The sequence below is a fragment of the Streptomyces sp. NPDC006294 genome (genome assembly GCF_042870895.1).
Classification (GTDB): domain Bacteria; phylum Actinomycetota; class Actinomycetes; order Streptomycetales; family Streptomycetaceae; genus Streptomyces.
Window position 1 is genome coordinate 23,248 of the sequence record NZ_JBIAHV010000026.1, and the last position, 20,598, is coordinate 43,845.

The window sequence follows — 20,598 nt, forward strand, 5'->3', positions numbered from 1 at the left end:
TGGCAACACCGCGGCTTCCCGTGGTGTGTCCCGGTATGCCTGTACGCAGCCGGGTACGCGTGTCATCGACCGATATATCCCCTGAAGTCAAGGACCGTGATCGACGTGAAGGTCGGCATCCCCCGCGAGGTCAAGAACAACGAGTTCCGCGTGGCCATCACCCCGGCCGGGGTGCACGAGCTCGTGCGCAACGGACACCAGGTCTTCGTCGAGCAGAATGCCGGTGTCGGCTCCTCGATCACGGATGACGAGTACGTCGCCGCGGGCGCGGAGATCCTGGCCACCGCCGACGAGGTCTGGGCCACCGCCGACCTGCTGCTGAAGGTCAAGGAGCCGATCGCGGAGGAGTACCACCGCCTCCGCAAGGACCAGACGCTCTTCACCTACCTGCACCTCGCCGCCTCCCGCGAGTGCACCGACGCCCTGCTGGAGTCCGGCACCACGGCGATCGCCTACGAGACGGTCGAGGCGAACCGCGCGCTGCCGCTGCTCGCTCCGATGTCCGAGGTCGCGGGCCGACTGGCCCCGCAGGTCGGCGCGTACCACCTGATGCGCTCGGCCGGCGGCCGCGGCGTGCTCCCGGGCGGCGTCCCCGGCACCCAGGCCGGCCGGGCCGTGGTCATCGGCGGCGGCGTCTCCGGCTGGAACGCCACGCAGATCGCCGTCGGCATGGGCTTCCACGTGACCCTGCTCGACAAGGACATCAACAAGCTCCGCGAGGCGGACAAGATCTTCGGCACCAAGGTGCAGACGATCGTCTCCAACGCCTTCGAGCTCGAGAAGGCCGTCGTCGAGGCCGACCTCGTCATCGGCGCCGTCCTCATCCCCGGCGCCAAGGCGCCGAAGCTGGTCACCAACGAGCTCGTCGCCAAGATGAAGCCTGGAAGTGTACTTGTCGACATTGCGATCGATCAGGGTGGCTGCTTCGAGGACTCGCGTCCGACCACCCACGCCGAGCCGACGTTCAACATCCACAACTCGGTCTTCTACTGCGTCGCCAACATGCCGGGCGCGGTGCCGAACACGTCGACCTACGCGCTGACCAACGCCACGCTTCCCTACATCGTGTCGCTCGCCAACAACGGCTGGGTCGAGGCACTGCGCCGTGACGCCGCGCTCGCCAAGGGTCTCAACACCCATGACGGCAAGGTGGTTTACCGCGAGGTTGCCGAAGCGCACGGCCTCGAGAGCGTCGAGCTGAGCACGCTGCTCGGCTGACCGGTCAACCCGCGTCGTCAACATCACGAGTCCGGCCGGACCTTGCCGAGCGAGGTCCGGCCGGACTCGTGTACGCCCGCTTTGCGGCGGTCGCTCAACTCGCCACGAACGTAACCCTTTAACCGATTCGCACACCCCTGAAACGTGTCGGCGGAGGCACGGACGAGACCCCGTGCGCCCTTGACAGAGGGGTGTTCGATTGCCGACACATCGGGCCGGGTCCGACGGATTGTGTTGCTGCGGACCGGTGACACGCCATAGAGTCGCAAACCGTCGGCATGGTGCCACGCTGACCTATCGATAAATCCTGGTCACCGTCCAAGGAGGTAAGACGACTTGTGAATGAGTCGACATTTACTCCCGGGGGTGGTCAACCAGGAACGGTCCCCCTACGCCCTGAGGGCGTGGTGGCGCCCCCATCGGCGGGTCAGGACCCGTCGTCCGGTCTCGAGGCTGTCGGCTCCGTCGCTGTCCGCCCCTTCGCCACGCACCAGCGCCGGCACCCGACGCACATGACGACAGCCCACACGATGAAGACGATGGACGGCCAACACGTGAACGCCATGGCCGGCAACGAGAGTGGCCGAGAGTCCACCCACTTCGCCGCCTACGAGGAAGTCCCCGAGGGGCACTTCTACGACCCCGACGCCGAGTACGAGCCCGACCCCGAGTACGCGGCCACCCTCGCGCCCGACGCTGCCCGCCAGCGGCGCGAGAGGATCGGCCCGACCGGGCGTCCGCTGCCGTACTTCCCGATCCCGGGCCCGCTGACCGACCACGGCCCCGCGAAGATCATCGCGATGTGCAACCAGAAGGGCGGCGTCGGCAAGACGACGTCGACCATCAACCTGGGCGCCGCGCTCGCCGAGTACGGGCGGCGGGTGCTGCTCGTCGACTTCGACCCGCAGGGCGCGCTGTCCGTGGGCCTCGGCGTCAACCCGATGGAGCTCGACCTCACCGTCTACAACCTGCTCATGGAGCGGGGCATGTCGGCGGACGAGGTCCTCCTGAAGACGGCCGTGCCCAACATGGACCTGCTGCCGAGCAACATCGACCTGTCGGCCGCGGAAGTGCAGTTGGTGAGCGAGGTCGCACGCGAATCCACGCTGCAGCGCGCGCTGAAGCCGCTGATGTCGGACTACGACTACATCGTGATCGACTGTCAGCCCTCGCTCGGCCTGCTCACGGTCAACGCGCTGACCGCGGCGCACAAGGTGATAGTGCCGCTCGAGTGCGAGTTCTTCGCGCTCCGCGGTGTCGCACTGCTGACCGAGACGATCGAGAAGGTCCAGGAGCGGCTCAACCCCGACCTCGAGCTCGACGGCATCCTCGCGACGATGTACGACTCGCGGACCGTGCACAGCCGCGAGGTGCTGGCGCGGGTCGTGGAGGCGTTCGACGACCACGTCTACCACACGGTCATCGGGCGCACCGTCCGCTTCCCGGAGACCACCGTCGCCGGTGAGCCCATCACGACGTACGCGTCGAACTCCGTGGGCGCCGCCGCGTACCGCCAGCTCGCCAGGGAGGTGCTCGCCCGGTGTCACGCCGAGTGAGTCTGCCCGGGGCCGACGAGCTGTTCCGTACGACCGGGGGCATGGCGCTGCAGGCGTCGTCCCCGCGCAAGCAGGCGAACGCGAATGCGAATGCCGGCGGCGGTGAGCCGCGGGTGCCGGCGCAGGGGGAGCAGCCGGGGGAGGCGTCCGCCTCCTCCGAGGAGCACTCCGCGACGGACGCGGAGACCTCCGAGGAAGGGCGCAGCCGGGGCGCGGACGGCGGCGGCCCGTCGGCCAAGGCCCGTCCCGCGCCGGAGGCCGCCGGCGCCCCGCCGCGGCGTCGCGGGCGCGGCGCGAACCGCCGGCCCAGCGGGCGGGAACGCCACGACGAGAAGATCACGGTCTACGTCTCCGCCGAGGAGCTGATGGACCTCGAACACGCCCGGCTGGTGCTGCGCGGCGAGCACGGCCTGGCCGTCGACCGCGGCCGGATCGTCCGCGAGGCGGTCGCGGTGGTCCTCGCGGACCTCGAACAGCGTGGCGACGCGAGCATCCTGGTGAGACGCCTGCGGGGTCGCTGACCGGGTAGCCTGCGGGCGCGCCCAGTCCCTCCCGCTCCCTGGACCCACATGCCCGCGAACGCCGACCCGCCGCCCCAGCCCCGCCGCCGCGCCCTGGGCCGGGGCCCGGGCGCGCCGCGTCCGCCGGCGCAGCCGGCTCCCCCGATCCCGCCCTTCCCCGAGCCCGGGGGCGAGCCCCCGGACCCCGTGCCGGGCGGCGGCGCGGACGCGCTGGGGCCGGTCGAGGTGGCTTCCCCGATCCCGCCCCTTCCCGAATCCGGGGGCGAGCCCCCGGACGCCGTGCCGGACACGCCGCCCGGCGACGCGGCGTCGGCACCCGACGGCGCGGACGCCGGTGGCGTCGAAGGAGGGTTCAGGGTCAGGCTCGTCAACTTCGAGGGGCCGTTCGACCTGTTGTTGCAGCTCATCTCCAAGCACAAGCTCGACGTCACAGAGGTCGCCCTCTCCAAGGTCACCGACGAGTTCATGACCTACATCAGGGCCATGGGGCCCGACTGGGATCTTGATCAGACCACCGAGTTCCTCGTCGTCGCCGCGACGCTGCTCGATCTCAAGGCCGCGCGGCTGCTGCCCGCCGCCGAGGTGGAGGACGAGGCCGATCTCGCGCTGCTCGAAGCGCGGGACCTGCTCTTCGCGCGGCTCCTGCAGTACCGCGCGTACAAGCAGATCGCCGAGATCTTCGACCGGAGGCTGGACGAGGAGGCGCGGCGGTTCCCCCGTACCGTCGGGCTGGAGCCGCACCTCGCCGAGCTGCTGCCGGAGGTCGTCATCGGCATCGGCGCGGAGGGCTTCGCCAAGCTCGCGGTGAAGGCGATGCAGCCCCGCCCGAAGCCGCAGGTGTACGTGGACCACATTCACGCGCCGCTGGTGAGCGTCCGGGAGCAGGCGGAGGTCGTCGTCGCCATGCTCAAGGCGCGCGGCAGGGCCTCCTTCCGGGAGCTGACGGAGGGCGCTCCGGACACCCTGACCGTCGTCGCCCGGTTCCTCGCCCTGCTGGAGCTGTACCGGGAGAAGGCCGTGGCGCTCGACCAGGAGGACGCCCTGGGGGAGCTGACGGTGGTCTGGGCCGCGGAGGCGGCCGGCGAGGTGACCGTGACGGACGAGTTCGATCAAGTGGTGGAGGAGAAGCCGTGAGCGACCTCAAGCCCGCCCTCGAAGCAGTGCTCATGATCGTGGACGAGCCCGCGACGGAGGAGCACCTCGCCAAGGTGCTGGAGCGGCCCCGCAGGGCCGTCGCCGACGCGCTGCGCGAGCTCGCGGACGAGTACACCGTGCAGGGCCGCGGCTTCGAGCTGCGGCTCGTGGCCGGCGGCTGGCGGTTCTACAGCCGCCCGGAGCACGCCTCCGTCGTCGAGCGCTTCGTGCTCGACGGGCAGCACGCGCGGCTCACCCAGGCCGCGCTGGAGACCCTCGCGGTGGTCGCGTACCGGCAGCCGGTGAGCCGGTCGCGGGTCTCCGCGGTGCGCGGAGTGAACTGTGACGGCGTGATGCGCACGCTCCTCCAGAGGGGTCTCGTGGAGGAGGCGGGCACGGAACCCGAAACAGGTGCGATCCTGTACAGGACGACGAACTACTTCCTGGAGCGGACGGGCCTGCGTGGCCTGGACGAGCTTCCGGAGCTCGCGCCCTTCCTACCGGAGGCGGACGCGATCGAGGCGGAGACGCTGGAAGGGGTTCCGTCGTTCGATCCGGATGCACCGGATGGTGACGACGCAGACGACAAGACGGAAATTTGATGCGAAGCAGCAGCGGCAGGAACAGCAGCGGAAACAACGGCGGGAGCCGTGGTGGCAACAGCGGCGGCCGCGGCAGCAGCGGTGGCGGCGGGCGCGGCAACCACCGCGGCGCCGGCAACAGCCGAGACGACCAGCAGAAGCGCGCGGGCAAGCCGCGTCCCGAGGAGCGCCGCTACGACGTGGCCGGCTCCCCGGAGGCGCCGAAGAAGGGACGCGGCGACGCGGCCCGCGGTGGCGCCAAGGGCGGCCCCAGGCAGTCGCCGCAGCGCGGCGGCGGCCGCACCGCACCCGCGCGTTCGCGCGAGTACGACGCGCGCTCCGAGGAGCGCAACCGGGAGCGTTACGCGGACAAGCCGCTGCTCAAGACCCCGAAGACCTTCGGCGACCAGGAAGGCGAGCGGCTCCAGAAGGTGCTGGCCCGGGCCGGCATGGGTTCGCGCCGGGCCTGCGAGGAGCTGATCGACGCGGGCCGGGTCGAGGTCAACGGCAAGGTCGTGATCGAGCAGGGCGTCCGCGTCGACCCGGAGAAGGACGAGATCAAGGTCGACGGTCTGACCGTCGCGACCCAGTCGCACCTCTTCTTCGCGCTGAACAAGCCCGCGGGCGTCGTCTCCACCATGGAGGACCCCGACGGGCGCCAGTGCCTCGGCGACTACGTCAACAACCGTGAGACCCGGCTCTTCCACGTCGGCCGGCTCGACACGGAGACCGAGGGCATCATCCTGCTCACCAACCACGGTGAGCTGGCCCACCGCCTCACGCACCCCAAGTACGGGGTGAAGAAGACCTACCTGGCCGCCATCCAGGGCCCGCTGCCGCGTGAACTCGGCAAGCGCCTCAAGGACGGCATCCAGCTCGAGGACGGCTACGCCCGCGCGGACCACTTTCGTGTCGTGGAGAACACCGGCAAGAACTACCTCGTCGAGGTCACCCTCCACGAGGGCCGCAAGCACATCGTGCGCCGGATGCTCTCCGAGGCGGGCTTCCCGGTCGACAAGCTGGTGCGGACCGCCTTCGGTCCGATCACACTCGGCGACCAGAAGTCCGGCTGGCTGCGCCGACTGACCAACACCGAGGTCGGCATGCTGATGAAGGAAGTCGGCCTGTAACAGCCCGTAACGGCAGAAACCCGCACAAGCGCACAGTGAGGCCCGCGACCTGCTCAGGTCGCGGGCCCTTGTGTCGTCCCACGGCCTTGTGGCGACCGCCGTCGACGCTTTATAGTCACTATGACTATTAAGGGGGCGGCGTGAGTCTCACCGACATCCTCGGGCCGCTGCAGCAGCCGTTGTACACCGTGCTCGACACCCCGGTGAGCTGGACCGAATTCCTCGGCTTCGGCAGCGGCGCTCTGTGTGTGGCTCGTCGCCCGCCGGCACATCGCCAACTGGCCGATCGGCATCGCCGACAACGTCCTCTTCGTCCTTCTCTTCACCCAGGCGGGCCTGTACGCCGACGCCGGCCTGCAGGTCGTCTTCATCACCCTCGCCGCGTACGGCTGGTGGACCTGGACCCACGGGGGTGGACCAGGCTCTTCCGTCCTGCCGGTGCGACGCACCACCCGCACCGAATGGACCTGGCTGCTCGCGGCGGGGGTGGTGGCGACCCTCGCGCTCACCGTCCTCCTCGACCGCGCCACCGACTCCACCGTCCCCTTCTGGGACGCGCTGACGACCGCCCTGTCGCTGATGGCGACGTACGGGCAGTGCCGCAAGCGCCTGGAGTCGTGGTGGCTGTGGATCGCCGCCGACCTGGTCTACGTACCGCTGTACGCCCACAAGGAGCTGTATCTCACGTCCCTGCTCTACATCGGCTTCATGGCGCTGTGCGTCGCCGGCCTGCTGAACTGGTCGCGCGACCTGGCGGCCCGCCGCGAGGCGGTGCCCGTATGAGGCGCTACGGACACGGCCTGGTCCTCGGCAAGTTCGATCCGCCGCACGCCGGCCACCACCATCTCGTACGGACCGCCGCCGACCGCTGCGAGCGGCTCACCGTCCTCGTGTGCGCCGCGGCCGTCGAGTCGGTCCCGCTGGCCGGCCGGGTGGCCTGGATGCGCGAAGTGCACCCCGGCGTACGGGTCGTGGGCACCATGGACGACATCCCGGTGGACGCGAACGACCCCGATGTGTGGGACGCGCACATGGCCGTCTTCCGCGCCGCCGTCCCGGAGCGGGTGGACGCCGTCTTCACCGCGGAGGCGTACGGGGAGGAGCTCGGCCGCCGCTTCGGCGCCGAGTCCGTCTGCGTCGACCCCGACCGCGCGGTCTTCCCGGTGTCCGGGACGGCCGTGCGCAAGGACCCCGTCGGCTGCTGGGACTTCCTGGAGCCGCCGGTGCGGGCCGCGCTCGCCCGCCGGGTGGTCGTCCTCGGCGCCGAGTCCACCGGCACCACCACGATGGCCTGGGCGCTCGCAGAGCACTACCGGCGGCGCGGCGGCGTGTGGACGCGGACCCGCTGCGTGCCCGAGTACGGGCGGGAGTTCAGCGAACTCAAGCCGGCCGCGCTGCGGCGGCTGCGGCCCGGCGCCGGCTGGGACGAGGTCGCGTTCACGCCGGACGAGTTCCCGCTGATCGCCCGCCGCCAGGCGGAGCTCGAGGAGGACGACGGCCTGCGCGACGGCGAACACCTGCGGCCCTGGATGACCGGACGCTTCCGCCAGGAGCCGGCCCGCACCGGCCGCCGCACCGTCGAGCTCACCGGACCGCACGAACAGCGGCTCGCCACCGCCGTGGCGGCCGTGGACGCACTGATCGGCGAGGGCTGGACCTCGCGCCCCCACTTCCGGAGAAACGATGAGCGACACCCGCCCCGAGGGCTACGACCCGTACGCCTTCGAACCGTTCGCCGTCACCGTCGACCTGGCCGTCTTCACGGTCAGGGAGAGCCGGCTGCACGTCCTGCTCGTGGAACGCGGCCAGGAGCCCTACCGCGGCGCGTGGGCGCTGCCCGGCGGGTTCCTGCTGCCCAAGGAGTCCGCGGAGACGGCCGCCCGGCGCGAGCTGGCGGAGGAGACCGGACTGTCGGAGCGGACCGCGGCCGACCTCCACCTGGAACAGCTGCGGACGTACAGCGCACCGGACCGCGACCCGAGGATGCGCGTCGTCTCCGTCGCGTACACCGCGCTCGTGCCGGACCTGCCGGAGCCGCGCGGCGGCGGGGACGCGGCGCACGCCCGCTGGACGCCGCTCGCCTCGGCCGCGCCCCTGGCCTTCGACCACGAGCTGATCCTCGCCGACGCGCAGATGCGCATCGGCGCCAAGCTCGAGTACACCTGTCTCGCCACCGCCTTCTGCCCGCCCCGGTTCACGCTCGGGGAGCTGCAGCAGGTGTACGAGACCGTCTGGGGCGTCGAACTCGACCGCCCCAACTTCCGGCGCAAGGTCCTCGCCACCCCCGGCTTCGTCGAGGCCGTCGAGGGCGAACCGCGCCGTACCGGCGGCCGTGGCAAACCGGCCGCGCTCTACCGGGCCGGAGCCGCCTCCGTCCTGCATCCACCACTCCTGCGACCGGAGGGACGGCAGCAGAAATGACCATCACAAGGAGCACCGGGACCATCACCAAGCAGGCCGCCACCGGGGCGCTGACCGGGCTCGCGCTGGGCGACGCCCTCGGCTTCCCGACCGAGTTCGACGACGTGCCGGCCATCCTCGCCAAGTGCGGGCCGTGGCGGCGGATGGAACTGCCCACGCCGGCGATCGTCACCGACGACACCCAGATGACGCTCGCGCTGGCGCGCGGCATCCGCACCGCGATGTCCCGCGGCCTGCTCGTCGCCTCCGGCCTGGTCCGGCCGGTGCGCGAGGAGTTCGTCGCCTGGTACCACTCGCCGGAGAACAACCGGGCCCCCGGCCGCACCTGCCTGGTCGCCTGCGAGAAGCTCGACAGCGACCGGCCCTGGCAGCAGGCCAGCCAGATCGACTCGAAGGGCTGCGGGGCCAACATGCGCGTCGCGCCCGTGGGGCTCGCACCCGGCCTGAGCGAGGAACAGCGCTCCGGCGCGGCCCAGTTGCAGGCCGCCCTCACCCACGGCCACCCGACCGCCCTCGCGGCGAGCGACCTCACGGCCCGCGCCGTCCACCTGCTCGCCCAGGGCGCGGAGCCGACGGGGCTGGTGGGCCAGCTGCGTTCGTACGCGTACGAGAACCGCGGCCGCTATCTGCACCGCTGGCTCGGCGACCTGTGGACGTACTCGCACGACGCGACGCCCGAGGCGTTCATCGCGCGCGGCTGGGACGAGTGCCTCCAGATCCTCGAACGCCTCGCCGCGGCCCTGCGCTCGCCCGAGCCGGAACTCGACCCGTGCCTGGCCACCGGCGAGGGCTGGATCGCGGAGGAGGCGCTCGCCACCGGCCTGCTGTGCTTCCTGATGTTCCCCGAGGAGCCCCTGACCGCCCTGCGCCGGGCCGCCTGCACCAAGGGCGACTCCGACTCGATCGCCTGCCTGGCCGGCGCCTTCGCGGGCGCCCACCTGGGCTCGAAGGCATGGCCCCGAGCCTGGGCGGACCGGATCGAGTACCGCGGGGAGCTGGTGACACTGGGAGCGCTCTGGGACGCTTGATCCAGCGGCGCGCGTCTCAGCGCGCCGAGGCCCGGCGGGTGCGGATCAGGAAGTCTTCCACGCGGGCGTGGTCGGGGGCGGGCGGGAGGGGTGAGGTGGACGCCGCCGCGTCGGACTCGTTGGCGAGGCGGGTCATCCAGGATTCCACCCGTTCCCACGGCACCTCGCCCCGCTTGACCGCCAGCAGGCGTTCGCGGTCCGCGCCCACGTCGATCACCAGCTCGCCCGTGCGCAGCAGGTCGCGGCAGCTGCCCAGCAGTCTCAGCAGGTGCATGGCGTGCTTCCAGCGCGGCGCCCCGTGCTGCCGCACGTCCGCCTCCAGTTTCCGGCGCCGGCCGTTCGCGTACCGCAGAGACGTCTCGTGCGCCCGGCGGGAGAGGAACGCGTCGCGCAGGGCGAGGAGTTCGCGGCCGGTGTCGTCGACGTGCTCGACGATGGGGGAGTGCAGGCACTCCAGGACGTTCGGGTTGGCCCGCAGGGCCAGCTCCAGGAAGCGTTCCAGCTCCCAGGAGAACTGCTCCGGCGCGGGCCCTTGGACATGCGTGGGCGGCTTCTCGAAGCCCCAGAACAGCGGAGTCGGCGCGAGGAACACCCCGCGCCGGTCGGTGTCGCTGCCGTCGGTGGCCAGCCCGAAGGCCCGCGACCCCATGACGCAGGAGTAGACCGTGTGGTCGCGGACGAGTCGCTCGGGGATCATGCGCGAGAGGGTACGTGAGGGCCCCGCGACGTCAGCCGGTGCGGAGGGAGTCCCCGGAGACCGTGATCGGTTCCGCCGGCAGCGGTTTCGTCGCCGGACCGCTCTCCACGGAGGCGTCCGCGATCCGGAACTTGCTGCCGTGGCAGAGGCAGTTGATGGTCCCGTCGGAGACGTTCGCGACCGTGCAGCCCTGATGGGTGCAGACCGCGGAGAACGCCTTGAACTCCCCGGCCTCCGGCTGCGTCACCACGATCTTCCGGTCGGTGAACACCTTGCCGCCGCCGACCGGGATGTCCCCGGTCCTCGCGAGCTCCCCGCCGTCCGGGGAAGGGCTCGCGCCGTCCTCCCCGGTCCCGGTCGGCGGCGTCGCCGGACCGTCCCCGCCGCCTCCGTCCCCGCAGCCCGCCACCAGAGCGCCCGCTCCGGCCGCAGCCGCGGCCAGGACCCTCCGTCGACCCGTGTCCATGGCACTCTCCTCCGCTCGTGACCCCCGACCCGCTCGGGGCCCCTGCATCGTGGCCCCTGAAAGGGCGCGGACGAACAACCCGGTACGGCATGTCCGGCACGTCAGCCCCAGGGCGTGAGCTGCCGCGGACGGCCGTCGGCGTCCCGGTGGACCGCCGGCACGGCCTCCACCGCCGTACGCTCGACCGGCCCGTACACATGAGGGAACGCCCTGCCGGGGCCCTCCCCAGGGCCTCGGCGCCGAGCCGCGCCGCGTCGATCACCAGCACCAGCACGTCCGGCGCCTCCCGGAAGCGGGCGTCGACGACGGCGAGGGCGGACGGCTCGTCGGCCGAGCAGTGGACGAACCCCTCGGCGGCGAGGGAGGCCGGGGCGTACTCCCGCCCGGCGGCGGTCCACTCGCCGGCGGGCACGACATGGAGGATCCTGCGCCCGGTTGTAGCGCAGGCGGCCGCCCCGGCTGTCTCGCAGAGCGGTCGCCACCGCCATCGCGTCCAGCGCTGACTACGCTGAAACACAAGCATCGGCGCAGGCACACACTAAGGAGCACGACGTGGCGGTACGAGCGGTCCGCGGAGCCGTCCAGCTGGAACGGGACGACGCCGCACACATGGACGAGCAGGTCAGCGCGCTGCTCACCGCCGTCCTGGAGCGCAACGCCCTCGTCGCCGACGATCTGATCAGCCTCTGGTTCACGGCCACCCCGGACCTGCACAGCGACTTCCCGGCCGCCGCGGTGCGCAAGCTCGGCATCGTGGACGTCCCCCTGATCTGCGCGCAGGAACTCGACATCACCGGCGCCATGCCGCGCGTCGTGCGGATACTCGCGCACGTCGAGTCCGATCTCTCCAAGTCGGAGATCTGCCACGTCTACCTCGGCGCGGCGGCCGCCCTCCGCAAGGACATCGCCCAGTGAGAACCGCGCTCGTCATCGGAACCGGGCTGATCGGCACGTCGGCCGCGCTGGCCCTCGCCGGACGCGGGGTGACCGTGTACCTGGCCGACCACGACGCCGAACGGGCCCGCACCGCCGCCGCGCTCGGAGCGGGCACCGACGAGCGGCCGGAGGGCCGCGTCGACCTCGCCGTCGTCGCCGTGCCCCCGGCGCACGTCGCCACCACGCTCGCCGACGCCATGCGCGACGGCGTCGCCCGCGGCTACCTCGACGTGGCCAGCGTCAAGGGGGGCCCGCGCCGCGAGCTCGAAGCGCTCGGCATCGACATGAGCGCCTACATCGGCACGCACCCGATGGCCGGCAAGGAGCGCTCCGGCCCGCTCGCGGGCACCGCGGACCTCTTCGAGGGCCGCCCCTGGGTGCTGACCCCCACCCGGGACACCGACACCGAGGTCCTCAACCTCGCCCTGGAGCTGGTCGCCCTCTGCAAGGCCGTCCCCGTCGTGATGGACGCGGACGCCCACGACAAGGCTGTCGCCCTCGTCTCCCACACGCCGCAGCTGATCTCCTCCATGGTCGCGGCGCGGCTGGAGGACGCCGACGACACCACCGTGCGGCTCTGCGGCCAGGGAGTGCGCGATGTGACCCGTATCGCGGCCTCCGATCCCCGGATGTGGGTGGAGATCCTCTCCGCGAACCCCGGCCCGGTGGCCGACGTGCTCGCCGGGGTGGCGGCGGACCTGGACGAGACGGTCCGCGCGCTGCGCGCCCTGCAGTCCTCCGACGAGTCCAAGCGCCAGGGCGGCGCCGAGGGCATCGAGGACGTCCTGCGCCGCGGCAACGCCGGCCGGGTGCGGGTACCGGGCAAGCACGGCACCGCGCCCACCGTCTACGAGATCGTCGCGGTGCTGATCAGCGACGAGCCGGGCGAGCTGGCCCGGATCTTCGCCGACACCGGCCGCGCCGGCGTCAACATCGAGGACGTCCGCATCGAGCACGCGACGGGCCAGCGGGCCGGTCTGGTGCAGCTGATGGTCGAGCCCACGGCGGCGCCGCTCCTCACGGCGGCGCTGCGCGAACGGGGCTGGTCGATCCGGCAGTAGCGCGCCGCCGGACGAGGCCGGCGGGGGCCGGGGAGCGGGGGTGCAGAAGTGGTCGTCGGCACTCGGTAACCTTGTGGTGGGCGACCCGGCACCCTGCCATGCCCTTATCCCGCGAACCAGGAAGGTGTCCGACACCGTGGACTCCGTGATCGTCGCCATCGATGGCCCCTCCGGCACGGGCAAGTCGAGCACCTCCAAGGCCGTCGCCTCCGCGCTGGGGCTGAGCTATCTCGACACCGGTGCGCAGTACCGCGCGATCACCTGGTGGATGATCACCAACGGCATCGACGTGTCGGACCCGGACGCGATCGCGAGCGCCGCCGGCAAGCCGCTGATCGAGTCCGGCACCGACCCGTCGGCGCCGGCGATCACGGTCGACGGCCTCGACGCCTCCGGCCCGATCCGTGAGCAGGACGTCACCTCCAAGGTCAGCGCGGTCAGCGCCGTCCCGGAGGTCCGCACGCGCATCACCGAACTGCAGCGCTCCATCGCCAGGGCGGCCGAGAAGGGCATCGTCGTCGAGGGCCGGGACATCGGCACGACCGTGCTGCCCGACGCCGACCTGAAGATCTTCCTCACCGCGTCGCCCGAGGCCAGGGCCGCCCGCCGCAGCGGCGAGCTCAAGGGCGCCGACGTCACCGCCACCCGCGAGGCCCTGATCAGGCGGGACGCGGCCGATTCCAGCCGTAAGACCTCCCCGCTCGCCAAGGCGGCCGACGCGGTCGAGGTCGACACCACGGACCTCACGCTCCAGCAGGTCATCGAATGTGTCGTGACCCTGGTGGAGGAGAAGCGGAGCGCGGCCGGCGATGCGGAGAAGCGGGCCGCCCGGTGACCGTACCCTCGAAGAAGGGCGCGGCCGTCGGGCGGGGCATCGGGATCGGACTGATGTACGGGCTGTGGAGGCCGCGCGTCCTCGGCGCGTGGCGGGTCCCGGCCGCGGGTCCGGTCATCCTCGCGGTGAACCACGCGCACAACATCGACGGGCCGATGCTGATGGGCACCGCGCCCCGGCCCGTGCACTTCCTGATCAAGAAGGAGGCGTTCGTCGGCCCCCTCGACCCGTTCCTGACCGGGATCGGACAGGTCAAGGTGGACCGTACGACCGTCGACCGCACCGCCATCACGGACGCGCTCGGTGTGCTGGAGAACGACGGAGTCCTCGGGATCTTCCCCGAGGGCACCCGGGGCGAGGGCGACTTCGCGTCGCTGCGCGCCGGACTGGCGTACTTCGCGGTGCGCGGCGGCGCCCCGATCGTCCCGGTCGCGGTGCTGGGCAGCACCGAGCGGCGCGGCCGGCTGATAAAGGCGCTGCCGCCGCTGCGCAGCCGCGTCGACGTGGTCTTCGGGGAAGCCTTCGAAGCCGGCGACAGCAGCGGGCGCCGTACGCGCAAGGCGCTCGACGAGGCGACCGTGCGCATCCAGGAGCGGCTGACCGCCCACCTGGAGAACGCGAAGCGCCTGACCGGGCGCTGAGCCAGACTTGAGTAATGGGCCGCCGACGCGGCCCAGTGACGAACGAGGAACGGACTTCATGAACGACCAGCACGACCACGGAGCACTCGGCGACGCCGAGTACGCGGAGTTCATGGAGCTCGCCGCGGAAGAGGGCTTCGACGTCGAGGACGTCGAAGGCGCGATCGAGGAGGCCGGGCACGGACCGCTGCCCGTCCTCGCCGTCGTCGGCCGCCCGAACGTCGGCAAGTCGACCCTGGTGAACCGCATCATCGGCCGCCGCGAGGCGGTCGTGGAGGACAAGCCGGGCGTCACCCGCGACCGTGTCACCTACGAGGCGGAGTGGGCCGGCCGCCGCTTCAAGCTCGTCGACACCGGCGGCTGGGAGCAGGACGTCCTCGGCATCGACGCGTCCGTCGCCGCCCAGGCCGAGTACGCCATCGAGGCCGCCGACGCGGTCGTCTTCGTCGTCGACTCCACGGTCGGCGCGACCGACACCGACGAGGCCGTCGTCAAGCTGCTGCGCCGGGCGGGCAAGCCCGTCGTGCTCTGCGCCAACAAGGTCGACGGACCGAGCGGCGAGGCCGACGCGACGGCCCTGTGGTCGCTCGGCCTCGGCCAGCCGCACCCGGTCTCCTCGCTGCACGGCCGCGGCACGGGCGACATGCTCGACGCCGTCCTGGAGGCCCTGCCGGAGGCGCCCGCGCAGACCTTCGGCACCGCGGTCGGCGGCCCCCGCCGCATCGCGCTGATCGGCCGTCCGAACGTCGGCAAGTCCTCACTGCTCAACAAGGTCGCCCGCGAGGACCGCGTCGTCGTCAACGAGCTCGCGGGCACCACCCGCGACCCGGTCGACGAGCTGATCGAACTGGGCGGCGTGACCTGGAAGTTCGTCGACACCGCCGGCATCCGCAAGCGCGTCCACCTCCAGCAGGGCGCCGACTACTACGCCTCGCTGCGCACGGCCGCCGCCGTCGAGAAGGCGGAGGTCGCGGTCATCCTGATCGACGCGAGCGAGAGCATCAGCGTCCAGGACCAGCGCATCGTCACGATGGCCGTCGAGGCCGGCCGCGCGATCGTCGTCGCCTACAACAAGTGGGACACCCTCGACGAGGAGCGCCGCTACTACCTCGAGCGCGAGATCGAGACCGAGATGCAGCAGGTCGCCTGGGCCCCCCGGGTCAATGTCTCCGCGACCACCGGCCGCCACATGGAGCGGTTGGTCCCGGCGATCGAGACGGCCATCGAGGGCTGGGAGACCCGCATCCCGACCGGTCGGCTGAACGCGTTCCTCGGCGAGATCGTCGCCGCGCATCCGCACCCGATCCGGGGCGGCAAGCAGCCGCGGATCCTGTTCGGCACGCAGGCCGGCACCAAGCCGCCGCGGTTCGTGCTGTTCGCCTCCGGCTTTCTCGAGCACGGCTACCGCCGCTTCGTCGAGCGCCGGCTGCGCGAGGAGTTCGGCTTCGAGGGCACCCCGATCCACATCTCGGTCCGGGTGCGGGAGAAGCGCGGCCGCAAGAAGTAGGCCCCCCCGGCTGTCGACACCGCTGCCCCCGGACCGCGCACACGGTCCGGGGGCAGCGGTGTCGTGCTGTGCGGGTCACAGACCCCTGCGGGGGGCCGGCGGCAGCGCCGCGGGCTGGTGGGCGGCGTGCCGGCCGGTCTGGTGCGGATGCCAACCGCGCTGCTGGCCGCCGGAGTTCGCCTGACCGCCGGTGTGGCCCCCGTAGCTGAAGAAGCCGCCGCGGCCGCCGCGCATCCCCGTCCCGAACCCTTTGAAATCCAGGTCCTCCTCCCCGCTGCGGTCACCCGGCAGCGTGCGGAACCCTCTGAGGTACTCGGAGTACAGCGCGTCGTAGATCGGCGTCTCCGAGGGGCTGGGCGATCCGTCGCGGGAGGGGCGCATGGAAGGGATCTGACTCTGGAACGGCTGGGGGGAGGGGTCGTATGAGTGCACGTACCTGCAACGACGCCGCCCCGTCGCGGATGCGGGCTGCGGCGAGCTGCATTCTTCCGGGGGACGGTACGGGAAGCGCGCGAGCGCACCGCGGGCGCGCGCGGACCGGGCCGGGGCACGGGCGCGCGGGGACGTACGCCGGGGCAGGAGAGCGGCCCCGGCGTACGCCCTGTGCCCGCCGGGCCGGTCGGCGGGCACTCCCGTGGTCCGGGTGGCTCAGGTGCCCGCGAGGGGCATCGCGGCGGCGACGAGGAGGCCGCCGGCCGCCGCCTTCTCCAGCGCGTCGCGCAGCAGGTCCTCGCGCGCCTGCTGGCCGATGGAGCCCACCGGGGCGGCGTACACCAGGACCGTCTGCGTCTTGTTGACGGCCGTCCGCCAGCCCTCGGTGACCTGGAGCGGCTGGTGCGCCTGCCACCAGGCGACCGCGTTGCCGCCCGTGCCGGGCTGGAGGACGGCGTGCAGCCGGCCCATGGCGAGCAGCACCGACCAGCCGGGCAGCGGGGCGGGGCGCTGGTTCACATCGGTGACGGGCAGGAAGCCCTGTTCGATCAGGAGGGGCAGGAAGTCGTCGCCGCCGCTGCCGCCCGTGCCCGGGCGGGCGATCGGCGCGGTCGGCTCCACGACGAGGGCCGGGTACACGTCGCCGTCGATGAGGATGAGACCACTGGTGACACCGAGCACGGCCTGCTGGGGGGCGGTGCCCGGGACCTGCGGCTCCTCGCCGGTGATGGAACGGACGGCGCCCTGGAGCTGGTCCTCCGCGACCTGCACGACCTGCGAGGGGATGCAGGTGGCGTGGGCGAAGGCGAGCACGGCGGTCTCGTCGCCGACGAACAGCACGGTGCTGGTCCGCTCCTGCTCGGAGTCGCCCGGGGTGCGGCAGGAGGTGCAGTCGTAGCTGCCCGGGGCGTTCAGGCCGGCGAGCAGTCGGTCGGCTTCTTCGTCGCCGATCTCGGCGCGTACGTCCTCGCTGACGTCGAGCATGCGCGGCACGGGTGGCTCCTCGGACTTGATCAGGTGGGCCGGGCGGGTCCCGGCTCGAAGGTTCAACGGGCGATCCGTCGCGGGGGTCACGCCCGCGACGGCAACGAATCGGAGCGGACGGCGCCGCCCCGCGCCCCCCGCCGACCGGACCCGGGGTCCCGCACTCCGGCCGCGGAAGCGCCGACCGGACGGTGAGATGAACCACACCTGGTGGGTCGTCAGCCGTTCCGTACCGCTCCCAACAGCCAAGTAGAGTCATGGCGTAGACCTCCCGACCAGGAGGATCCGCAGGACCACGGGGGCGCGGTACCGCATGCGCATTTCATTTCTGCTTCACAACGCCTATGGCATCGGTGGGACGATCCGGACGACGTTCACCCTCGCCCGCACCCTCGCGGAGCGGCACGACGTCGAGATCGTCTCCGTCTTCCGGCACCGCGACGAGCCGGTCATGGGCGCCCCGGCCGGCGTCACGCTGAGGCACCTGGTGGACCTGCGGAAGAAGAGCCCCGGCTACGACGGCGACGACCCGCTGGCCGAGCGGCCGGCGAAGGTCTTCCCGCGCGGCGACGGCCGGCACAAGCAGTACAGCCGGCTCACCGACGCCCGGATCGGCGCCCATCTGGCGTCCCTCGACGCCGACATGGTCATCGGCACCCGCCCCGGCCTCAACGTGCACATCGCCCGCCAGACCCGGCGGGGCGTGGTGCGCGTCGGCCAGGAGCATCTGACGCTCGACAGCCACGGGTACCGCCTGCGCCGCGAGATCGCCCACCGCTACACCGTGCTCGACGCGATCACCACCGTCACGGAGGCGGACGCCCGCGCCTACCGCGAGCGGATGAAACTGCCCGGCGTACGCATAGCGGCGGTGCCCAACAGCGTGCCGGCGCCCGCCGTCCCGCCCGCGGATTCCACGGGCAAGTGGGTCGTCGCCGCCGGCCGCCTCACCCGCGTCAAGCGGTACGACCTGCTCGTCAAGGCCTTCTCCAAGGTGGTCGCGGCCCGCCCCGACTGGCGGCTGCGGATCTACGGCAGCGGGGACACGACGGGCAACGAGAAGCAGGCGCTGAGCGCGCTGATCGACGAACGCGGGCTGCGTGACCACGTCTTCCTCATGGGGCCCGCGAACCCGTTGGAGGCGGAGTGGGTCAAGGGCTCGATCGCGGCCGTCACCTCCAGCGCCGAGTCCTTCGGCATGACCATCGTCGAGGCGATGCGCTGCGGACTGCCGGTCGTCTCCACCGACTGCCCGCACGGTCCTCGCGAGATCATCGAGGACGGGGTCGACGGCCGGCTGGTCCCGGTCGGTGACGTGGACGCGATCGCCGACGCGCTGCTGGAGCTGATCGGCGACGACGAACTGCGCCGGCGCACCGGCCGCGCGGCCCTGGCCGCGTCGGCCCGGTTCGACCCGGCCCCGATCGCGGCGCGCCACGAGGCGCTGTTCACCGACCTCCTCGCGCGCGGCGGAGGCGGGCGCTCGCGCGGTGCGCTGGGCGAGACGCTGCACCGCGCGCGCAGCGCGCTGTACGACGCGGCGTACGCGCTGCGTTACGCCGCCGCGGACGCGGTCCGGAGTGGGCGGAAGACCGGCGGGAAGTAGCGGCCCGACCGGCGCCCGGTCCCGCCGCGCGCCCACGGCCGACCGGCACGGGCCGACCCGGCGACGGACCGGCACCTGCTGACCGGTTCCGCCGGGCCGACGTGGCGGCCGGACCGACGGGCACCGGCCGGCCGACCCGCAGGCGCTGGCTGAGCGGTCCCGCCCGGCTGACCGGGCAGCGGACCGGCACCTGCTGACCGGTCCGCAGGCTGATCGGTCCCGCCGGGCCGACGTGGCGGCCGGACCGACCGCACCGGCTGAGCCGTCGGCAGGCTGGACGGTCCCGCCCGGCTCATCGTGCACCGTTGCGGACAGCACCTGTCCGCAACGGCTGGCAGACTCCGACCCATGGTGGAAACCTCGGCACGACTGCTGCGTCTGCTCTCCCTCCTGCAGGCGCACCGCGACTGGTCCGGCGCCGACCTGGCCGACCGGCTCGGCGTCACCCCGCGCACCGTCCGCAGGGACGTGGACCGGCTGCGTGAGCTGGGCTACCCGGTCAACGCCAGCCCCGGCACCGGCGGCGGATACCAGCTGGGCGCGGGCGCCGAGCTGCCACCGCTGCTCCTGGACGACGAGGAGGCCGTGGCGGTGGCCGTCGGGCTGCGCACGGCGGCCGGCCAGGGCATCGAGGGCATCGGCGAGACGTCCGTACGCGCCCTGGCCAAGCTGGAGCAGGTGCTGCCGGACCGGCTGCGGCGGCGGGTGGGCGCGCTCAACGCCTTCACCGTTCCCATGCTGCGCGGACAGCGGGGTCCGACGGTGGACGCCGCCGTGCTGACCGAGCTGGCGAACGCCTGCAGGGACAGCGAGCGGCTGCGGTTCGAGTACCGGGACCACGGCGGCTCGGCCACCCGCCGCACCGTCGAGCCGCACCGGCTGGTGTGCACGGAGCGCCGCTGGTACCTCGTCGCCTGGGATGTCGAGCGCGACGACTGGCGCACCTTCCGCGCCGACCGGATCGTCCCCAAGCCCCCGCACGGTCCCCGCTTCGCGCCGCGCACCCCGCCCGCCGACGATCTCGCGGCCTACGTCTCGCGGGGCGTCTCGACCCGTGCGTACCCGGCCCGCGCCGTCGTCAGGCTGCACACCTCGGCCGAGCGCGCGGCCGAGTTCGTGGGCCCGTCCGACGGAGTGCTGGAGGCCCTCGACGACGGCCGGTGCCTGCTGCGGACCGGGGCCGCGAACCTGGACGTGCTGGTGATCCACGTGGCGCTGATGGGCGTCGACTTCGACGTCGTCGAGCCGCCGGAGCTCGCCGAGCACATCCGCGTGCTGCGCGACCGGCTGTCCCGCGCCCTGACTCCGGAAAGCTCGTGAATCGGGTGGATTCTGTGTAAGACCGGTGAATTTCTCGGCTTGTGTGAATTGTTCCGCGAGCCGGCTCCGGGCATTAATTCGAATGGGATGCGAAATGTAATTCGCCATGATCGGCGGTGGTGCTCCGAATGGTGTACGGACGCCGCAGGAGAGCCCGTTCGGGTGAACGAGTTCGAACGGAAGATGTGTCGATGTCCTGTGACAGAAGCGTGACCGGTGAGATATACGGGACTGCTGTGAGCGGCGCCCGCTCCGCTTCCGTCACCGTCCGCTGCCGCCTACGGTGGATGCATGGCACCCATACCGAGCCCTCCCGCACAGCCCGACGACTCCCCGGAGTCGTATGTCGGCCTCGACGCCCTCGAAGCCGAGCAGCAGGCCCGTGAGAGGGGCTGGTCGACCGTCAGAGCGCTGCCGCCCGGCTCGATCATCACGATGGAGTACGTCGCGGGCCGGCTGAACTTCGAGGTGAAGGACGGCTCGGTCATCCGCTGCTGGAAGGGCTGAGCCCGGCCGGCGTCACG

Annotated in this window: 20 protein-coding genes and 3 pseudogenes; 18 read left to right on the forward strand and 5 right to left on the reverse strand. The window is 72.2% G+C overall.

Annotated features, from left to right (window positions below; genetic code table 11):
• Window positions 1-105: 105 nt before the first annotated feature.
• The 10 genes and pseudogenes from ald to ACFYOP_RS32265 all read left to right on the forward strand — a co-directional run bounded on the left by ald (window position 106) and on the right by ACFYOP_RS32265 (window position 9,589).
• Window positions 106-1,218, forward strand: a complete 1,113-nt coding sequence (ald, locus tag ACFYOP_RS32220) for an alanine dehydrogenase (RefSeq protein WP_356898992.1) — start codon at window positions 106-108, stop codon at window positions 1,216-1,218.
• Between the two features lie 338 nt (window positions 1,219-1,556).
• A complete protein-coding gene (locus ACFYOP_RS32225) occupies window positions 1,557-2,774 on the forward strand; it encodes a ParA family protein (protein WP_388453744.1) in 1,218 nt (405 codons plus the stop codon).
• Window positions 2,759-3,295, forward strand: a complete 537-nt coding sequence (locus ACFYOP_RS32230) for a hypothetical protein (protein WP_356898974.1) — start codon at window positions 2,759-2,761, stop codon at window positions 3,293-3,295. Before ACFYOP_RS32225 ends, ACFYOP_RS32230 begins: the two co-directional genes overlap by 16 nt.
• Window positions 3,296-3,343: 48 nt before the next feature.
• Window positions 3,344-4,429 (forward strand): segregation/condensation protein A, encoded by a 1,086-nt coding sequence (locus ACFYOP_RS32235; protein WP_356898973.1) that lies wholly within the window; start codon window positions 3,344-3,346, stop codon window positions 4,427-4,429.
• On the forward strand, window positions 4,357-5,031 hold the full coding sequence (scpB, locus tag ACFYOP_RS32240) for an SMC-Scp complex subunit ScpB (RefSeq protein ID WP_388453767.1): 675 nt from the start codon (window positions 4,357-4,359) through the stop codon (window positions 5,029-5,031). The genes ACFYOP_RS32235 and scpB overlap by 73 nt, the downstream gene beginning before the upstream one ends.
• Window positions 5,031-6,140, forward strand: coding sequence for a pseudouridine synthase (locus ACFYOP_RS32245; protein WP_356898971.1), 1,110 nt, complete (start codon window positions 5,031-5,033; stop codon window positions 6,138-6,140). The genes scpB and ACFYOP_RS32245 overlap by 1 nt, the downstream gene beginning before the upstream one ends.
• A gap of 140 nt (window positions 6,141-6,280) precedes the next feature.
• Window positions 6,281-6,923 (forward strand): annotated as a pseudogene (gene pnuC, locus ACFYOP_RS32250) (nicotinamide riboside transporter PnuC).
• Window positions 6,920-7,474, forward strand: a pseudogene (locus ACFYOP_RS32255) (adenylyltransferase/cytidyltransferase family protein); the annotation flags it as partial. The pseudogenes pnuC and ACFYOP_RS32255, both read left to right, overlap by 4 nt.
• Window positions 7,475-7,823: 349 nt before the next feature.
• Entirely contained in the window at window positions 7,824-8,561 is a 738-nt protein-coding gene (locus ACFYOP_RS32260) for an NUDIX domain-containing protein (RefSeq protein WP_356898990.1), read from the forward strand.
• Window positions 8,558-9,589, forward strand: coding sequence for an ADP-ribosylglycohydrolase family protein (locus ACFYOP_RS32265; protein ID WP_356898989.1), 1,032 nt, complete (start codon window positions 8,558-8,560; stop codon window positions 9,587-9,589). Before ACFYOP_RS32260 ends, ACFYOP_RS32265 begins: the two co-directional genes overlap by 4 nt.
• A gap of 16 nt (window positions 9,590-9,605) precedes the next feature.
• On the opposite strand, the gene ACFYOP_RS32270 is transcribed toward ACFYOP_RS32265, so the two are convergent.
• The 3 genes and pseudogenes from ACFYOP_RS32270 to ACFYOP_RS32280 form a co-directional block, all read right to left on the reverse strand.
• Entirely contained in the window at window positions 9,606-10,286 is a 681-nt protein-coding gene (locus ACFYOP_RS32270; protein WP_356898970.1) for a DNA polymerase beta superfamily protein, read from the reverse strand.
• Window positions 10,287-10,317: 31 nt separating this feature from the next.
• Window positions 10,318-10,752, reverse strand: a complete 435-nt coding sequence (locus tag ACFYOP_RS32275) for a Rieske (2Fe-2S) protein (protein ID WP_356898969.1) — start codon at window positions 10,750-10,752, stop codon at window positions 10,318-10,320.
• Window positions 10,753-11,044: 292 nt separating this feature from the next.
• Window positions 11,045-11,275, reverse strand: a pseudogene (locus tag ACFYOP_RS32280) (hypothetical protein); the annotation flags it as partial.
• A 29-nt stretch (window positions 11,276-11,304) separates the two neighbouring features.
• Between ACFYOP_RS32280 and aroH the strand changes: the two are divergent.
• The 5 genes from aroH to der all read left to right on the forward strand — a co-directional run bounded on the left by aroH (window position 11,305) and on the right by der (window position 15,732).
• Window positions 11,305-11,667, forward strand: coding sequence for a chorismate mutase (gene aroH, locus ACFYOP_RS32285; RefSeq protein WP_356898968.1), 363 nt, complete (start codon window positions 11,305-11,307; stop codon window positions 11,665-11,667).
• Window positions 11,664-12,749: a prephenate dehydrogenase gene (locus tag ACFYOP_RS32290; RefSeq protein WP_356898967.1), complete on the forward strand. Its 1,086-nt coding sequence runs from the start codon at window positions 11,664-11,666 to the stop codon at window positions 12,747-12,749. Before aroH ends, ACFYOP_RS32290 begins: the two co-directional genes overlap by 4 nt.
• Before the next feature lie 124 nt (window positions 12,750-12,873).
• Complete coding sequence (gene cmk / locus ACFYOP_RS32295) at window positions 12,874-13,584, forward strand: (d)CMP kinase (protein ID WP_356898966.1); 711 nt, start codon at window positions 12,874-12,876, stop codon at window positions 13,582-13,584.
• Entirely contained in the window at window positions 13,515-14,225 is a 711-nt protein-coding gene (locus ACFYOP_RS32300) for a lysophospholipid acyltransferase family protein (protein ID WP_388453749.1), read from the forward strand. Before cmk ends, ACFYOP_RS32300 begins: the two co-directional genes overlap by 70 nt.
• Window positions 14,226-14,283: 58 nt before the next feature.
• Complete coding sequence (der, locus tag ACFYOP_RS32305) at window positions 14,284-15,732, forward strand: ribosome biogenesis GTPase Der (RefSeq protein ID WP_356898965.1); 1,449 nt, start codon at window positions 14,284-14,286, stop codon at window positions 15,730-15,732.
• A gap of 75 nt (window positions 15,733-15,807) precedes the next feature.
• Here der and ACFYOP_RS32310 read toward each other — a convergent pair whose 3' ends face one another.
• Complete coding sequence (locus ACFYOP_RS32310; protein ID WP_356898964.1) at window positions 15,808-16,113, reverse strand: hypothetical protein; 306 nt, start codon at window positions 16,111-16,113, stop codon at window positions 15,808-15,810.
• A 267-nt stretch (window positions 16,114-16,380) separates the two neighbouring features.
• Window positions 16,381-17,157, reverse strand: coding sequence for a hypothetical protein (locus ACFYOP_RS32315; RefSeq protein ID WP_356898963.1), 777 nt, complete (start codon window positions 17,155-17,157; stop codon window positions 16,381-16,383).
• Window positions 17,158-17,461: 304 nt separating this feature from the next.
• On the opposite strand from ACFYOP_RS32315, the gene ACFYOP_RS32320 reads away from it, so the two are divergent.
• The 3 genes from ACFYOP_RS32320 to ACFYOP_RS32330 all read left to right on the forward strand — a co-directional run bounded on the left by ACFYOP_RS32320 (window position 17,462) and on the right by ACFYOP_RS32330 (window position 20,581).
• Window positions 17,462-18,754, forward strand: coding sequence for a glycosyltransferase family 4 protein (locus tag ACFYOP_RS32320; RefSeq protein ID WP_356898962.1), 1,293 nt, complete (start codon window positions 17,462-17,464; stop codon window positions 18,752-18,754).
• Between the two features lie 348 nt (window positions 18,755-19,102).
• Entirely contained in the window at window positions 19,103-20,074 is a 972-nt protein-coding gene (locus tag ACFYOP_RS32325) for a YafY family protein (protein ID WP_356898961.1), read from the forward strand.
• A gap of 291 nt (window positions 20,075-20,365) precedes the next feature.
• Window positions 20,366-20,581, forward strand: coding sequence for an I78 family peptidase inhibitor (locus tag ACFYOP_RS32330; RefSeq protein ID WP_356898960.1), 216 nt, complete (start codon window positions 20,366-20,368; stop codon window positions 20,579-20,581).
• Window positions 20,582-20,598: the final 17 nt, after the last annotated feature.

Bases quoted from the DNA above. Each gene is read 5' to 3' on its own strand.
- der (WP_356898965.1), top strand. From the start codon at position 14,284: ATGAACGACCAGCACGACCACGGAGCACTCGGCGACGCCGAGTACGCG.
- ACFYOP_RS32270 (WP_356898970.1), bottom strand. From the start codon at position 10,286: ATGATCCCCGAGCGACTCGTCCGCGACCACACGGTCTACTCCTGCGTC.
- ACFYOP_RS32245 (WP_356898971.1), top strand. From the start codon at position 5,031: ATGCGAAGCAGCAGCGGCAGGAACAGCAGCGGAAACAACGGCGGGAGC.
- ACFYOP_RS32265 (WP_356898989.1), top strand. From the start codon at position 8,558: ATGACCATCACAAGGAGCACCGGGACCATCACCAAGCAGGCCGCCACC.
- ACFYOP_RS32325 (WP_356898961.1), top strand. From the start codon at position 19,103: ATGGTGGAAACCTCGGCACGACTGCTGCGTCTGCTCTCCCTCCTGCAG.
- ACFYOP_RS32300 (WP_388453749.1), top strand. From the start codon at position 13,515: ATGTGTCGTGACCCTGGTGGAGGAGAAGCGGAGCGCGGCCGGCGATGC.
- ACFYOP_RS32275 (WP_356898969.1), bottom strand. From the start codon at position 10,752: ATGGACACGGGTCGACGGAGGGTCCTGGCCGCGGCTGCGGCCGGAGCG.
- ACFYOP_RS32310 (WP_356898964.1), bottom strand. From the start codon at position 16,113: ATGCGCCCCTCCCGCGACGGATCGCCCAGCCCCTCGGAGACGCCGATC.
- ACFYOP_RS32260 (WP_356898990.1), top strand. From the start codon at position 7,824: ATGAGCGACACCCGCCCCGAGGGCTACGACCCGTACGCCTTCGAACCG.
- ACFYOP_RS32330 (WP_356898960.1), top strand. From the start codon at position 20,366: ATGGCACCCATACCGAGCCCTCCCGCACAGCCCGACGACTCCCCGGAG.
- ACFYOP_RS32235 (WP_356898973.1), top strand. From the start codon at position 3,344: ATGCCCGCGAACGCCGACCCGCCGCCCCAGCCCCGCCGCCGCGCCCTG.
- ACFYOP_RS32320 (WP_356898962.1), top strand. From the start codon at position 17,462: ATGCGCATTTCATTTCTGCTTCACAACGCCTATGGCATCGGTGGGACG.